General features: G+C 55.2%; 11 protein-coding genes. 3 read left to right on the plus strand and 8 right to left on the minus strand.

The window, feature by feature from the left end:
• Positions 1–99: 99 nt before the first annotated feature.
• Positions 100–1,251 carry an L-threonine dehydrogenase gene (gene yiaY, locus IEX01_RS14535; RefSeq protein ID WP_024557915.1) on the plus strand — a complete coding sequence of 384 codons (1,152 nt, stop codon included), beginning with the start codon at positions 100–102 and terminating at the stop codon, positions 1,249–1,251.
• Between the two features lie 27 nt (positions 1,252–1,278).
• Here the strand turns inward: yiaY and IEX01_RS14540 are convergent, their stop codons facing one another.
• Positions 1,279–2,151, minus strand: coding sequence for an ROK family protein (locus IEX01_RS14540; protein WP_024557916.1), 873 nt, complete (start codon positions 2,149–2,151; stop codon positions 1,279–1,281).
• A 166-nt stretch (positions 2,152–2,317) separates the two neighbouring features.
• On the opposite strand from IEX01_RS14540, the gene exaC reads away from it, so the two are divergent.
• On the plus strand, positions 2,318–3,856 hold the full coding sequence (gene exaC / locus IEX01_RS14545) for an acetaldehyde dehydrogenase ExaC (protein WP_024560068.1): 1,539 nt from the start codon (positions 2,318–2,320) through the stop codon (positions 3,854–3,856).
• A 45-nt stretch (positions 3,857–3,901) separates the two neighbouring features.
• On the opposite strand, the gene IEX01_RS14550 is transcribed toward exaC, so the two are convergent.
• From IEX01_RS14550 to IEX01_RS14560, 3 genes are all read right to left on the minus strand, one after another.
• Positions 3,902–4,213 carry a hypothetical protein gene (locus IEX01_RS14550; protein ID WP_024557918.1) on the minus strand — a complete coding sequence of 104 codons (312 nt, stop codon included), beginning with the start codon at positions 4,211–4,213 and terminating at the stop codon, positions 3,902–3,904.
• Between the two features lie 138 nt (positions 4,214–4,351).
• Entirely contained in the window at positions 4,352–5,608 is a 1,257-nt protein-coding gene (avtA, locus tag IEX01_RS14555) for a valine--pyruvate transaminase (RefSeq protein WP_024557919.1), read from the minus strand.
• Positions 5,609–5,777: 169 nt separating this feature from the next.
• Complete coding sequence (locus tag IEX01_RS14560) at positions 5,778–7,811, minus strand: alpha-amylase (protein WP_188724082.1); 2,034 nt, start codon at positions 7,809–7,811, stop codon at positions 5,778–5,780.
• Positions 7,812–8,126: 315 nt separating this feature from the next.
• On the opposite strand from IEX01_RS14560, the gene IEX01_RS14565 reads away from it, so the two are divergent.
• Positions 8,127–8,951 carry a protein bax gene (locus tag IEX01_RS14565; RefSeq protein ID WP_071997669.1) on the plus strand — a complete coding sequence of 275 codons (825 nt, stop codon included), beginning with the start codon at positions 8,127–8,129 and terminating at the stop codon, positions 8,949–8,951.
• A gap of 45 nt (positions 8,952–8,996) precedes the next feature.
• On the opposite strand, the gene xylR is transcribed toward IEX01_RS14565, so the two are convergent.
• From xylR to xylF, 4 genes are all read right to left on the minus strand, one after another.
• Positions 8,997–10,175 (minus strand): D-xylose utilization transcriptional activator XylR, encoded by a 1,179-nt coding sequence (gene xylR / locus IEX01_RS14570; RefSeq protein ID WP_024557800.1) that lies wholly within the window; start codon positions 10,173–10,175, stop codon positions 8,997–8,999.
• A gap of 98 nt (positions 10,176–10,273) precedes the next feature.
• Complete coding sequence (gene xylH, locus IEX01_RS14575) at positions 10,274–11,455, minus strand: xylose ABC transporter permease XylH (RefSeq protein ID WP_188724083.1); 1,182 nt, start codon at positions 11,453–11,455, stop codon at positions 10,274–10,276.
• Positions 11,433–12,974 carry a xylose ABC transporter ATP-binding protein gene (locus tag IEX01_RS14580; protein ID WP_188724084.1) on the minus strand — a complete coding sequence of 514 codons (1,542 nt, stop codon included), beginning with the start codon at positions 12,972–12,974 and terminating at the stop codon, positions 11,433–11,435. Before IEX01_RS14580 ends, xylH begins: the two co-directional genes overlap by 23 nt.
• A 64-nt stretch (positions 12,975–13,038) precedes the next feature.
• The gene (gene xylF, locus IEX01_RS14585; protein WP_024557803.1) at positions 13,039–14,031 is read right to left on the minus strand and encodes a D-xylose ABC transporter substrate-binding protein; all 993 of its coding nucleotides are present in this window, start codon (positions 14,029–14,031) and stop codon (positions 13,039–13,041) included.
• Positions 14,032–14,377: the final 346 nt, after the last annotated feature.

Raw genomic sequence — 14,377 nt, forward strand, 5'->3', positions numbered from 1 at the left:
TTTTCTATTCCTTTTTCCTAAAAGTCTTTTCTTTGCTTTTTCCCTGCGGATAACAGGGCTATTTTCGGCGGTGCTTACTTCACTACCAGGGAAAAGATGATGACTACTGCGACTTTTTATATCCCCTCCGTCAATATCATTGGTGCGAATGCCTTAGAGGAAGCGCTGGACGCGATGCATGGCTACGGCTACCGCAGCGCGCTGATCGTGACCGATATTATGCTCAGCAAGCTCGGCATGGCGGACAACGTGCAGCGCCTGCTGGCGGCCCGCGATATCAAAAGCGTTATTTTTGACGGCACGCACCCTAACCCCACCACCGCAAACGTAAAAGCCGGGCTGGATTTATTGAATCAGCATCGCTGCGACTGCGTTGTTTCGCTGGGCGGCGGCTCGCCGCACGACTGCGCGAAAGGGATAGCGCTGGTCGCAACCAACGGCGGCCATATCTGTGACTATGAGGGCGTGGACCGTTCCGCGAAGCCGCAGCTGCCGATGATAGCCATCAACACTACCGCAGGCACCGCTTCGGAGATGACCCGTTTCTGCATCATCACCGACGAGAGCCGCCATGTGAAAATGGCGATTGTCGATAAACACGTTACGCCGGTGCTTTCGGTAAACGACCCGGCGCTTATGGTCGGCATGCCCGCCTCGCTGACGGCGGCAACAGGGATGGACGCGCTTACGCACGCCATCGAAGCTTATGTTTCCACCGCCGCCACGCCCATAACCGACGCCTGCGCGCTGAAAGCCATCGCCATGATCAGCCAGAACCTGACGCAAGCGGTAGCGCAGGGCAACAACATGGCGGCGCGCGAAGCCATGGCGTATGCGCAGTTCCTGGCCGGCATGGCTTTTAACAACGCGTCATTGGGCTATGTTCATGCCATGGCGCATCAGCTGGGTGGTTTTTACGATCTGCCGCACGGGGTATGCAATGCGATTCTGCTGCCGCATGTGCAGCGCTTTAACAGCGCGCTGGCCGCCGGACGCCTGCGGGATTGCGCGCAGGCATTGGGATGCAACGTGAGCGGGCTTTCAGATAAAGAGGGCGCCGCGCTTTGCATTGAGACCATCCAGGCGCTGGCGCGACAGGTTCACATTCCGGCTGGCCTGCGTGAGCTGAACGTGAAGGAAGAGGATATTCCGGTGCTGGCGGCTAATGCGTTGAAAGACGCCTGCGGCCTGACCAACCCGATTCAGGCCACGCATGAGGAGATTATGGCGATTTTCCATGCTGCTATGTAAGTTCTCAGCCCCGCCGTTCGGGCGGGGCTACTGTTTGCGTACGGCCTGCCACACCGCGCCAAGGCGCCCGGCCTGGTTGCCCAGTTCACACGGTTGAATCGGTACGCGCAGCGCATCCCAGAAGGTGTATTTTTCCAGTGCGCGCTCGAGCATGGGGTAAAGCTTCTGCTGCTGACAGACGCCGCCGCCAATCAGCACCACTTGCGGATCGAACATCGAAACCACGCTGTAAATACCGCGCGATAAATAGCTCACCCATTTATCCACCACTTCGCGCAGATGCACATCGTTCTCCATGCGCTCGAAAATCTCCTTACCGTGCAGCGGCGCGTCGGCCGGGAGCGACAGCGCCTGACGGCTTGCTTCAATCAGCCCGCGCGCCGAGGCAATCTCATGCATATTCTCGCCGTTATCCCCTACCGGCATAACGCCGAATTCCCCGGCGCGAAAGTGCGAACCGCGCAGCAGCTGGCGCTCCAGGATAATGCCGCCGCCGATGCCGGTGCCGATAGTCATGCAGATAAGCGATTCGTACTGCTTGCCCGCTCCGCGCCACATTTCACCCAGCGCCGCGCAGTTGGCGTCGTTTTCAATAGTAATGGGCAGGTCGGTCAGCTCGCCAAACATCTCCAGCAAGTTGACGCCGTCGAGAAAATCGAGCGCGCCCGCTTTAGGCACATCGCCAGTATAGGGATTGATATAACCGGGAAAGCTAATGCCGATGCCCGCTATCTCCTGCTCTTTCTGATACGTTTCCACCACCTTTTTCCAGGCGCTTTTAAACGCCTCTTTGTCGTAGGACGTATCAAATTCGTCGCTGCTGAGCTCCTCGCCCTCTTCGGTAATCAGGCCGTGCTTAATATGTGAGCCGCCCACGTCAAAGCCAATGAAATGTCGCATCATCTTTCCTTATCTGACCCGTCTCTGCTTTTGAGTATGGCTGAAAACAATGGGCGAAACGTAAAAGAACGTAATCCGTGAGGCGTGTCGTAAAGCAGGCAGAAGGCGGACATAAAATGAGCGGTCGCCGTCTACGCTTGAAGGGTACCCCGACCAGGAGAAAACCATGACTAATAATCCTCCGAACACCCGCATCAACCCCGCCGAATATGGCTACCCTCTGAATCTGAAAGCCCGCTATGACAACTTTATCGGCGGTGAATGGGTGGCGCCCGTAGAAGGCGATTATTACCAGAACCTGACGCCGGTGACCGGCCAGCTGTTGTGTGAAGTAGCAAGCTCCGGCAAAAAAGATATCGACCTGGCGTTAGATGCCGCCCACGCGGTGAAAGAACAGTGGGGAAAAACCTCGGTGCAGGAGAGAGCATCTATCCTGCTGAAGATCGCCGACCGGATGGAGCAAAACCTGGAACGGCTGGCGACGGCGGAAACCTGGGACAACGGCAAGCCTATCCGTGAAACCAGCGCCGCCGACGTGCCGCTGGCGATTGACCATTTCCGCTATTTCGCCTCCTGCATCCGCGCGCAGGAAGGGGGCATCAGCGAGGTGGATAACGAAACCGTGGCGTACCATTTCCACGAGCCGCTCGGCGTTGTGGGGCAAATTATCCCGTGGAACTTCCCGCTGCTGATGGCGAGCTGGAAAATGGCCCCGGCGCTGGCGGCAGGCAACTGCATTGTGCTCAAGCCTGCCCGGCTGACCCCGCTTTCGGTCCTGCTGCTGATGGAAATTGTCGGCGACCTGCTGCCGCCCGGCGTGGTTAACGTGGTCAATGGCGCAGGCGGCGAGATTGGCGAATATCTGGCAACCTCAAAACGCATCGCGAAAGTGGCGTTTACCGGCTCGACTGAAGTAGGGCAGCAGATCATGCAGTACGCGACCCAGAACATCATTCCGGTCACGCTGGAGCTGGGCGGGAAATCACCCAACATCTTTTTTGCAGATGTGATGGACGAAGAGGATGCTTTTTTCGAAAAGGCGCTGGAGGGCTTCGCGCTTTTCGCCTTTAACCAGGGAGAGGTCTGCACCTGCCCGAGCCGTGCGCTGGTGCAGGAGTCCATCTACGAGCGCTTTATGGAGCGCGCCATTCGCCGCGTGGAGGCCATTCGCAGCGGCAACCCGCTCGACACCCTGACGCAGATGGGCGCGCAGGTTTCCAAAGGCCAGCTCGACACCATTCTTAACTATATCGATATCGGTAAAAAAGAGGGGGCGGATGTACTGACCGGCGGGCGACGCAAGGCGCTGGAAGGCGAGCTAAAAGAGGGATATTACCTTGAGCCCACCATATTGTTCGGCCAGAACAGCATGCGCGTTTTCCAGGAGGAAATTTTCGGGCCGGTGCTGGCGGTAACCACCTTCAAAACCATGGACGAGGCGCTGGAAATCGCCAACGACACCCAGTACGGCCTGGGCGCAGGCGTCTGGAGCCGCAACGGCAACCTTGCCTATAAGATGGGCCGCGGCATCCAGGCGGGCCGCGTCTGGACTAACTGTTACCACGCCTATCCTGCGCATGCCGCTTTTGGCGGCTACAAGCAGTCCGGCATTGGTCGTGAAACCCACAAAATGATGCTGGAGCACTACCAGCAAACCAAATGCCTGCTGGTGAGCTACTCCGATAAGCCGCTGGGGCTGTTTTAATCGCATCGCAGGCTGCGCCCGCAGCCTGCTTTTTTTCCTGTCTGATTACTCCACGACTTTAATATCCAGACGGCGGAAGCGGCTGTAAATCCACAGCCCTGCACAGGTCAGTGTGCCGATCAATGCCGTCAATATAACGGAGAAAAAGAGGCCCATCGCCAGTGATGCTGGCAGCGCCAGCAGGCCATGGATCGGCTTGTTATTCCAGTTCAGCGTGTCGTAGCCAAAGCAGGCCAGCAGACCGAAAAGAAAGCAGAGTAGCATCAGAGAGGTGCCAAGTCCGGTTAACAAAATCCGGTAGATGCTGCCGGGCTTAATCTGCTTCACGCTGACAACGGCGGTAATTTCCTTATTCATAGGAGGTCCAGAAAGGGAGAGCGTGCGCCGAGTATCGGGCATCTTTATGTTAAGCGCCAGAATGCCCTACAAAAAATGGCGGGGCGTTGAAAATGAAAAAGCGCCGGCAAGCGGCGCTTTTTGTTGCGTGAAAGCGGTTTACTGCCCGGCTTCGCGCCAGGCCAGCTCTACTTCTTCCGCCAGGATTTTTACCCCCGCCTCGATTTTTTCCGGCTCCGGCACATAGTTCATGCGCATGCACTGGTGTGTGTGCGGCCAGGGTTTATCAAGGCCCGGGAAGAAATAATCGCCCGGCACCATCAGCACGCCGCGCTTTTTCAGGCGCTGATAAAGCAGTTCGGTGGTAATCGGCAAATCTTTAAACCACAGCCAGAGGAAAATCGCGCCTTCAGGTTTGTGGATCAGGCAGCGTTCCGGGGATAAATAGCGGCGAATGGTCGCGATCGTTTCCTGAACGCGCTGCTGGTAGAACGGTTTAATGACGGTTTCAGAAAGACGCAGCAGGTCGTTACGTTTAATCATTTCGCAGGCCATCGCCGGGCCGATGCCGCCGGGCGCCAGGCTGATAATGCCGTTCATATTGCTGATAGCGGAAATGACTTTCTCATTGGCGACGATAATGCCGCAGCGACTGCCCGGCAGACCCAGTTTCGACAGGCTCATGCACAGGATAATGTTCGGGTTCCACAGCGGACGCGCCTCGGTGAAAATAATGCCCGGGAAAGGCACGCCGTAAGCGTTGTCGATAACCAAGGGGATATCGTGCTGGTTTGCCAGCGCATCGAGCTTCATCAGCTCATCGTCTGTAATAACGTTACCGGTAGGGTTAGTCGGACGGGATACGCAAATCATTCCCGTCTCCTCACCGATATGCAGATGTTCGAAATCGACGTGATATTTGAACTGGCCATCCGGCAGCAGTTCAATGTTGGGCCGCGCTGAAACAAACAACTCTTCTTCCAGACCCGCATCCGCGTAGCCGATATACTCCGGCGCCAGCGGGAAAAGCACCTTGCGCGTCGTGCCGTCGGCGCGTCGACCCGCGAAGAGGTTAAATAAGTAGAAAAATGCGCTCTGGCTGCCGTTTGTTAGTGCAATATTTTGTGGTTCGATATCCCAGCCGGATGTTTCACGTAGCATCGCCGCCAGCGCCGCGAGAAGCTCGCTCTTGCCCTGCGGACCGTCATAATTACAAAGCGCGTCAGTCACTTTGCCGCTCTGCAGCATGTCGGCAAGCAGTTGCTGGAAGTAGTCATTCATGGCGGGAATTTGCGCCGGGTTTCCACCGCCCAGCATGATGGCGCCGGGAGTGCGCAAACCGTCGTTGAGATCCTCCATCAGGCGCGTGATGCCTGCATGGCGGGTAAATTTGTCGCCGAAAAGGGAAAACGTCATAGCCGTATTGTGTCGCATTTCTTTTAAAAGAGGCTAACGATAACGCTACATATATCGCGGTGCAAATGGTCGTAAAGCCAGACGAAGCGGAGGATATGTTTTCCTGAGCTTAATTTTCAGTATGAAATATCGCTTCGCTGGCTTTCTTCATCACACCTGCCGGGGTGGCTTATTCAGGGTTTCCCGCCCAGACGATGATAACCTTGTCGTCGCCCTGCTCACGCGCGAAACCGTAGCCCTGGCCCAACGCTAGTGTGGTTTGTTTGCCCGCGCCGATAGCGGGATGACGGGCGCGGAACTGGCTTATTCGCTGCCAGTGCTCAAGCATGGCTGCGTTTTTACCCAGGGCGTCCTGCCAGTTCATGTCTGAACGCGTCCCCTGTAGCGGATCGGAGCCGGTCGGGCCGAAGGGGCGCGCCGTTTCATCGCCATAAAAAATCTGTACGGCGCCGGGCGTGAGCAGCAGCAATTCCGCGGCGCGCTGCCCGCCTTCCCGGAACAGGCGCGTGTCATGTGAGGAGAGATAGCTCAGTACGTTGAACTGCTGAAGTTTTTCCGCCATCTGCTGCCAGGTGGTATCGATCTCCGCCAGGCAATCCGCCGCCTTCGCCGCCTGCTCCTGATAATCGAAATTAATCATCGCGTCGAAGCCGTGCTGATAGTACTCGCTCTGCATCACGCCGTGGCCCCAGGCTTCGCCGGTCATCCAGAAGGGGGCGTCATCCAGTTTTTTGTCCGGGTTGGCGGCTTTCCAGGCCTGCAGCGCTTCGCTGGCCTGGGTTTTGAGCTGCCGCCAGGCACCCATCTCCACATGTTTTGCGGTATCTACGCGAAAGCCGTCAATGCCGAAATCTTTCACCCAGCGGCTAAGCCAGTGGGTGAGATAGTCCCGCGGCGTGAAGTCCGCTAATTCCCGGGCGGCGGTATCGGGCTTATGGCGGTAGAAGCCAGGCAGCCCGGAGGGCTCGACAGATTCCGTTTTCAAATCCGGTAGAAAAGAGAGCGACATCGTGAGGTCGTCAAAGCCCGGGTTGTCATAGTCGCCAATATCGGTGCGGATCCATTTTTTACCCCACCAGTTTTCCCAGGCGGGGCCGTCATTGAAATTAATATAGTCGTTAAAGCTGTGCCAGCTCTGGCCGGGCCCTGGCCGCCAGTCGGTCCAGCGGTCGCCCAGCGTCTTTTTTATTTCGTCATCTTTAAGGTAAAGCGCGCCAAACTGAAACTCCTGCATATCCGCAAGCGTGGCGTAGCCGGTATGGTTCATCACAATATCGAACAGAACGCGGATGCCGCGCTTATGCGCTTCATCCACCAGGTTTCGCAGGTCTTCTTCGCTGCCCATGTTGGCGTCAAGTTTCGTCCAGTCCTGCACGTAATAGCCGTGGTAAGCGTAATGCGGGAAGTCGCCTTTGGTGCCGCCGCCCACCCAGCCGTGGATTTGCTCAAGCGGCGAGCTTATCCATAAAACGTTTACGCCGAGTTGCTGCAGGTAATCAAGTTTGCCGGCAAGGCCCTGCAGGTCGCCGCCGTGGAAAGTGCCAATCTCCTCCCCCCCATCTTTGTGACGACCGTAGCTGTTGTCATTCGCCGGATTGCCGTTGACGAAGCGGTCGGTCAGCACAAAGTAAACCGTGGCATTTTGCCAGCTAAAAGGGGCTTTGCCAGCCGCTTGCGCGGGTTCGAGCAGCAGCAGCCCGTCGCTATTAGCAGCGGGGGTCAGGGTGATGGCGCCATTCGTTACCGTGGCGGTCTGGCCGCTGTAAAAATCACGCACTTCGCTGCCTTCAGGGAAAACGCTGTTTACCTGCACCGTTAACGGCTTGCCGTCCCATTTCGGGCACTGGCGCGCAACTTCCTGCGTCGTGTCGTCCGCTTCCTGCTGCACGCTTAACATTAGCGTGGGCGTGCCGGAGCGGGTATCAATCTGCACGCGGTAATGGCCGTCGCGAAACAGGCGCCACTGCGGCGGCGCGCCATCGCAGGGTTTTAGCGAAAGCATCTGGTTGAGCCTGATGGCGTCTGCCGGCTGCCAGCACGCCTGGTCAAATGTCAGGGTAAGAGGAAGCGTACCTTTTGCGAGCGTGGCGTCGCTGACAAATATCCCGGCGGGCTGTTCGTGAAATTCAGGCAGTCCTGGCGCAGACCAGTTGGCCCAGACAAGGCCTGGCATAGCCAGCAGGGCGAGGAGCGAAAGTTTCATTAAGCGGCGTCCTGTGCGGTTTTTCTCCATTTTCGCCTGGCTGCCATGAAAGTAACTCATCCTTTATTCGTAGTGAAAGGGGAGGACGATACGGGCTGAGTTTTGAGGTCATTCATTGGTATTATCACGTAAAAAATTGACGACTTTTATTTTTAATAATCAAAGAGATGTAAAAATCATACGTGACAGTTTTTAGGATTTGGACTATTTCTTTTGATGCTATCGACCGGTATTTTTGATACGATTTCAAATTCGTTTCTTAAATATTTGTGAAAAATAAGGTGTTGGAATGCTTATATCCGACCAGGAGAGCTGATGATATCGACTCGATTACACCGATTCGGGGCCGCGATATTCATGTTGATCACCCTTGGCTTATCGGGTGAGGTGCTGGCAAAAGAGCACACAACTAAGAAGACTCATACAGCCCACGTAACAGCAATAAAAGACGGTAAAAATCTGGCGAGCAGTAAAAAAGAGTATTCTCGCAATAGTGAAAGCGGTTCACTTCCTGACTTGCGAAAATACCCTTCCGGGACACCAAGGAAAAAGGCGTTTCTCCGGACAGTAATGCCCTATATTACCAGTCAAAACGCGGCAATTACGGCAGACCGTAACTGGCTTATTTCTAAGCAGTATGAGGGCCGTTGGTCGCCGAGTGAACGCGCGCGCCTGAAAGATATCACGAAGCGCTACAAGATTAGCTGGAGCGGCAATACTAAACGCATTCCGTGGAATACGCTGCTTGAGCGCGTGGATATTATTCCAACCAGCATGGTCGCGACCATGGCGGCGGCGGAAAGCGGCTGGGGCACCTCTAAGCTTGCGCGCAGTAACAATAATCTGTTCGGCATGAAGTGTGCGAAACGCCACTGTAATAATGAGCCGGGCAAGGTGAAAGGTTATTCGCACTTTACTTCGGTAAAAGAATCCGTGAATGCTTATGTGGTAAATCTGAATACGCACCCGGCTTACAACTCCTTCCGTAAATCACGCGCCCAGTTGCGCAAAGCGGATCAGGAAATTACCGCGAGCAATATGATTCATAAGCTCAAAGGCTATTCGACGAAAGGTAAGAGCTATAACAATTACCTGTTTGCCATGTACCAGGATAATGCCCGGTTGCTTTCGGCAAACTAAGCGGACAGATAAAACGCCTTCCAGCCGGAAGGCGTTTTTTATTGCTTAAATCAGCACTTCGCTATACCTGTCCCGATAATCTTTCGGGGTCGACTCGTAAGCCTTTTTAAACACCGAGTAAAAATATTGCAGCGAAGGGTAGCCGCACATTTGTGAGATTTCGTTAATAGTTAACGAGGTAGAAATAAGCAGGCTGCGCGCTTTATCCAGCTTTTCTGCATGAATAACCGCATGAATGGTTTCGCCCACCTCTTCTTTAAAGCGCTTTTCCAGATTAGAGCGGGAAATGCCTACGGCATCCAGCACCTGTTCAACCTTGATGCCTTTGCAGGCGTGATTGCGAATGTAATGCATCGCCTGGATAACTGCCGGGTCATGCAGTGAACGGTAATCCGTGGAACGCCGTTCTACTACTCGTACGGGCGGCACCAGCACGCGCTGCAACGGCATCGACTCATTATCGAGCAGGCGATGCAGTAACTTAGCTGCCTGATACCCCATCTGTCGCGTGCCCTGCGCCACTGAAGAGAGCGCCACGCGTGACAAATAGCGCGTCAGCTCTTCGTTATCAATGCCGATAACGCACAGCTTTTCCGGCACGGGAATGTGCAAATGTTCGCAAACCTGTAGAAGGTGACGCGCCCGCGCGTCCGTCACGGCGATAATGCCGGTCTGGGGCGGCAGCGTTTGCAGCCAGTCCGCCAGCCGATTTTGCGCGTGTTGCCAGTTTTCCGGCGCGGTCTCCAGCCCCTGATAGATGACGCCCCGGTATTTCTCCCGCGCCACCAGTTGGCTAAAAGCATGTTCGCGCTCCGCCGCCCAGCGTTTGCCGCTGGAAGCAGGCAGACCATAAAAGGCGAAGCGATTGACGCCTTTTTCTTTAAGGTGCAGGAAGGCGCTCTCTACCAGCGCCTGGTTATCGGTAGCGATGTAATGTACCGCCGGATAGTGCTCAGGCAAATGATAAGATCCGCCGACGCCGACAATCGGCACGTCAACGTCGGCCAGCAGCGTCTCTATCTCCCGGTCATCAAAATCAGCGATGACGCCATCGCCTAACCACTCTTTGATATTGTCGATACGGGCGCGGAAATCCTCTTCAATAAAAATATCCCACTCCGATTGTGAAGCCTGTAAATATTCACCCACGCCTTCAACGACCTGCCGGTCATATGCTTTATTCGCGTTAAATAACAACGTAATGCGGTGACGCTTCTCAAACATAGTGTTGATTTCCAGGCCCATAACCTGTGTCTGAATACCATATTCCGGCGGCGAGCGGCGAACCCCGCACTGACATTGTGATCTGCCGCCGGGTTTGTTCAGGCGCGACGCTTGGTTGCCGAATCCATCCAGACAGCGAGCAGCAGAATGGCGCCTTTAACGATGTACTGCCAGAAGGTGGGCACATCCATCATGCTCATGCCGTTATCCAACGAAGCCATAATAAATGCGCCCATCACCGCGCCGGCCACGCTGCCGATACCGCCTGCCAGGCTGGTGCCGCCAATCACGCAAGCGGCGATGGCATCCAGTTCCGCAATATTCCCGGCCGAAGGCGAGCCTGCGCCCAGGCGGGAGCTGAGAATTAACCCTGCGATAGCGACCATTAAGCCATTGATGGCAAAGACGGCAAGCTTGGTGCGCTCCACGTTAATACCGGAGAGGCGCGCCGCTTCCAGGTTGCTGCCAATAGCGTAAATGCGCCGGCCAAATGCGGTACGCGTCGCCATAAACAGGCCGCCCAGCAGCAGAAAGGCCAGGATTAGCACCGGGGTTGGCACGCCGCGATAATCATTCAGCAGCCAGATAGCGCCCAGTACAACGATAGCGGTAATAGCCTGGCGTCCCACTACGCCGCCCGAGGCGGGTGCGCTGAGACCCAGCGCCTGACGACGCATACGTCCCCGCCACTGCCAGATAATAAACGCGCCTAAACCCAGCGCGCCTACCGCGAAACCGACGCCATCCGGCAGGTAGCTTTGCCCGATTTGCGACATCGCTGCGCTGGTGGGCGAGACAGTAGTACCGTTAGTGATGCCTATCAGCACGCCGCGAAACGCCAGCATGCCGGCGAGCGTGACGATAAACGAAGGGACTTTGCGGTAGGCGACCCACCAGCCGTTCCAGGCGCCAAGCAGCAGCCCCAGCAACAGAGTGACGACCACCGTCAGCGGCAGCGGCCAGCCCAGCCAGACGTCAAAAATCGCCGCCGCGCCGCCAAGCAGGCCCATCATCGAGCCCACAGAGAGGTCGATTTCGGCCGAGATAATCACAAATACCATCCCTACCGCCAGAATGCCGGTAATGGCGGTCTGGCGCAGCAGGTTCGAAACGTTACGGGCGCTCAGATAAGCGCCGTCGGTCATAAAGGTGAAAAAGAGCATGATGGCGACGATGGCGGCAATCATGACAAAAACTTGTAAATTCAGCGCGCGCAAATTGCCGAGCGGCGTCGCCAGCGGCGCGGCCAGTTTCATTTCAGACGGGTTGCTTTTCGACATGGCTGTCGCTCCTCAGTGCGGCTTCCATCACCTGCTCCTGGGTCAGGTTATGGTTGATAAGATTGGCTTTCAGGCGGCCTTCATGCATCACCAGTACGCGGTCGCTGAGGCCCAGCACTTCCGGCAGTTCGGAGGAGATAACGATGACCGCGATCCCCTGTTGCACCAGTTGGTTAATTAGTTTGTAGATCTCATATTTGGCTCCGATATCGATGCCGCGGGTGGGTTCATCCAGAATCAGCACCCGGGGGTTAAGCAGCAGGCAGCGCGCAAGAATCGCTTTTTGCTGGTTGCCGCCGCTTAAGCGGCCGATAGCGAGCATGGGCGAGGCCGTTTTCACCTTCAGCCGCTGTAGCGACTGTAAGATGCACTGCTGCTCGGCCGCGTCGTCCAGCGCGCTCAGCGCGCCGGAAAAGTTATCCAGCGCCGCCAGCGTAATGTTCTGTCCGACCGCCATTACCGGCACGATGCCGTCTCTCTTGCGATCTTCCGGCACCATGGCGATGCCGTGCGCGATGGCCTGTTTGCAGTTGGTTATCGTCACTGGTTTGCCATCGATAAAGATTTTGCCTTCATGACGGCCGGGCCAGACGCCGAACAGGCACTGCACCGCTTCTGTTCGTCCGGCGCCTACCAGGCCTGCGATGCCAAGAATTTCACCGCGGCGCAGTGAAAAAGAGACATTATTCACCCGCTTGATGTGCCGGTTAACCGGATGCCAGGCGGTCAGGTTTTCCACGCGCAGAATCTCTTCGCCTGCGGTGTGCGGCTCGTTAGGGTAGAGCGCTGTCAGCTCCCGGCCGACCATCATGGTGATGATATCCTCCTCGCACATCTGTTCGGCTTCCCGGGTACCGATGTGCTGCCCGTCGCGGATAACGCAGATGGTGTTGGAGATCGCCTTTACCTCGTTCAGCTTGTGGGAGATATAAATACAGGCGATGCCGTGGTTTTGCAGGTCGCGGATAATCTCCAGCAGCACGGCGGTTTCCTGTTCGGTGAGCGACGCGGTGGGCTCATCCAGAATCAACAACCGCACTTGCTTATTCAGCGCCTTGGCGATTTCAACCAGCTGCTGTTGGCCGAGACCTAAATCGCCGACCCGGGTATCGGGTGAGATAGCGAGGCTGACCTGGGCGAGCAGCTTCTGGCAGCGTAGCGTCATGGTGTCGTAATCCAGTACGCCGCGGTGCGTTATCTCGGCGCCAAGAAAAATGTTTTCCAGCACCGTCAGGTGCTTCACAAGAGCCAGCTCCTGATGAATTATCGCGATGCCTTTACGCTCGGTATCGCGAATGTGGTTCGCCTCCAGTTTTTCTCCGGCGAACCAAATTTCGCCCTCGTAGCTGCCGTGCGGGTAGATGCCGCAGAGCACTTTCATCAACGTTGATTTACCAGAGCCGTTTTCGCCGCACAGCGAAAGCACCTCACCCGGATTCAGCGAGAGCGTGACGTTATCCACCGCTTTCACCGCGCCGAATGCTTTAGTGATGTTTTTCATTTCGAGTAAGTAAGGCATAGCACCCTCGCCCGACGTTCAGACAGCAGCAAAGCGCCCATGGCGAACCATGAGCGCCGCCAGGTTAAAGCTCGCTTTTCTTATGAAAACCATCTTTGATGACGGTGGTTTCGATATTGCTTTTATCCACTTCGATAGGCGTTAACAGGCGCGCCGGCACCTCTTTCAGACCATTATTGAGCGTGGCGTCCGATTTCGGTTTTTGATCGTTGCCAAGCTCTACCGCTATTTCCGCCGCGGTATTAGCAAGTTGCGTAATAGGTTTATAAACCGTCATGGTCTGCGTGCCGGCGATAATACGCTTCACGCCCGCAAGATCCGCATCCTGCCCGGAAATAGCCACTTTGCCCGCAAGTCCCTGCGCGCTCAGCGCCTGAATAGCGCCGCCCGCCGTGGCGTCGTTGGAGGCGACCACCGCGTCAATTTTGTTGTTGTTGGCCGTCAGCGCGTTTTCCATGATTTTCAGCGCGTTTTCCGGCAGCCAGCCATCGGCCCACTGATCGCCGACAATTTTAATTTTGCCTTCATCGATATAAGGCTTTAATACTTTCATTTGCCCGGCGCGGAATAACTTCGCGTTATTATCTACTGGCGAGCCGCCCATCAGGAAATAATTTCCCTGAGGCACTTTGTCGACCAGGCTTTTAGCTTGTAATTCACCGACTTTTTCATTGTCGAAGGAGATATAGAAATCGATATCGGCGTTATTAATCATGCGGTCGTAAGCGAGAACTTTAATTCCTTCGCGTTTCGCTTCCGCCACGACGTTGCTTAATACCTGGCCGTTGTAGGGAATAATAACCAGCACATCCACGCCGCGGTTAATCATGTTTTCAATTTGCGACATTTGCGTCTCTTCGTTGCCGTTGGCCGACTGTACGAAAACTTTCGCGCCTAACGATTCCGCTTTGCTGACGAAGATGTCGCGATCCTTTTGCCAGCGCTCAAGGCGCAGGTCATCAATAGCCATGCCGATTTTAACTTCTTTAGCGATGCCGCTGAAGCTCGAAAGCATCAGCGAGGCGCACAGGGTAACGAGTAGGGTTTTCATTTTCATAGCGTTAATACCTGTAGTAGGGGTGAGAAAGGTCGTACAACCATTAAAGCTAAAGGCAAAGAGATACTTTCAGACGCTGGCAATTTTTAGCGCAGACTCGCCTGTTATCAATTACAGATTTTTATCTTCTGATTATGATTTTTTGTTTATTTTTGCTTTTATGACGGCGATCGAATTTCATTTTTCAATGCATAGCGCAATTTCAAAAAAGTGGAATAAGCCTCGAAGATGTTTATTTCATTTTGCACGCTATTTTGAGAGCCGCCGCACATTTGCGTATTCTCTTAATCGCAGTGTGAAATAACGTAATTGAGCAGAACGAAAGGTAATTCCAGGATAAAGCCAT

Origin of the sequence: Franconibacter daqui (genome assembly GCF_014644275.1) — a bacterium.
GTDB lineage: Bacteria > Pseudomonadota > Gammaproteobacteria > Enterobacterales > Enterobacteriaceae > Franconibacter > Franconibacter pulveris.

Excerpts from the sequence above, each read along its gene's own strand:
- IEX01_RS14565 (WP_071997669.1), top strand. The coding sequence starts at position 8,127 with ATGATATCGACTCGATTACACCGATTCGGGGCCGCGATATTCATGTTG.
- avtA (WP_024557919.1), bottom strand. The coding sequence starts at position 5,608 with ATGACGTTTTCCCTTTTCGGCGACAAATTTACCCGCCATGCAGGCATC.
- IEX01_RS14550 (WP_024557918.1), bottom strand. The coding sequence starts at position 4,213 with ATGAATAAGGAAATTACCGCCGTTGTCAGCGTGAAGCAGATTAAGCCC.
- yiaY (WP_024557915.1), top strand. The coding sequence starts at position 100 with ATGACTACTGCGACTTTTTATATCCCCTCCGTCAATATCATTGGTGCG.
- xylR (WP_024557800.1), bottom strand. The coding sequence starts at position 10,175 with ATGTTTGAGAAGCGTCACCGCATTACGTTGTTATTTAACGCGAATAAA.
- exaC (WP_024560068.1), top strand. The coding sequence starts at position 2,318 with ATGACTAATAATCCTCCGAACACCCGCATCAACCCCGCCGAATATGGC.
- xylH (WP_188724083.1), bottom strand. The coding sequence starts at position 11,455 with ATGTCGAAAAGCAACCCGTCTGAAATGAAACTGGCCGCGCCGCTGGCG.
- xylF (WP_024557803.1), bottom strand. The coding sequence starts at position 14,031 with ATGAAAATGAAAACCCTACTCGTTACCCTGTGCGCCTCGCTGATGCTT.
- IEX01_RS14580 (WP_188724084.1), bottom strand. The coding sequence starts at position 12,974 with ATGCCTTACTTACTCGAAATGAAAAACATCACTAAAGCATTCGGCGCG.
- IEX01_RS14560 (WP_188724082.1), bottom strand. The coding sequence starts at position 7,811 with ATGAAACTTTCGCTCCTCGCCCTGCTGGCTATGCCAGGCCTTGTCTGG.
- IEX01_RS14540 (WP_024557916.1), bottom strand. The coding sequence starts at position 2,151 with ATGCGACATTTCATTGGCTTTGACGTGGGCGGCTCACATATTAAGCAC.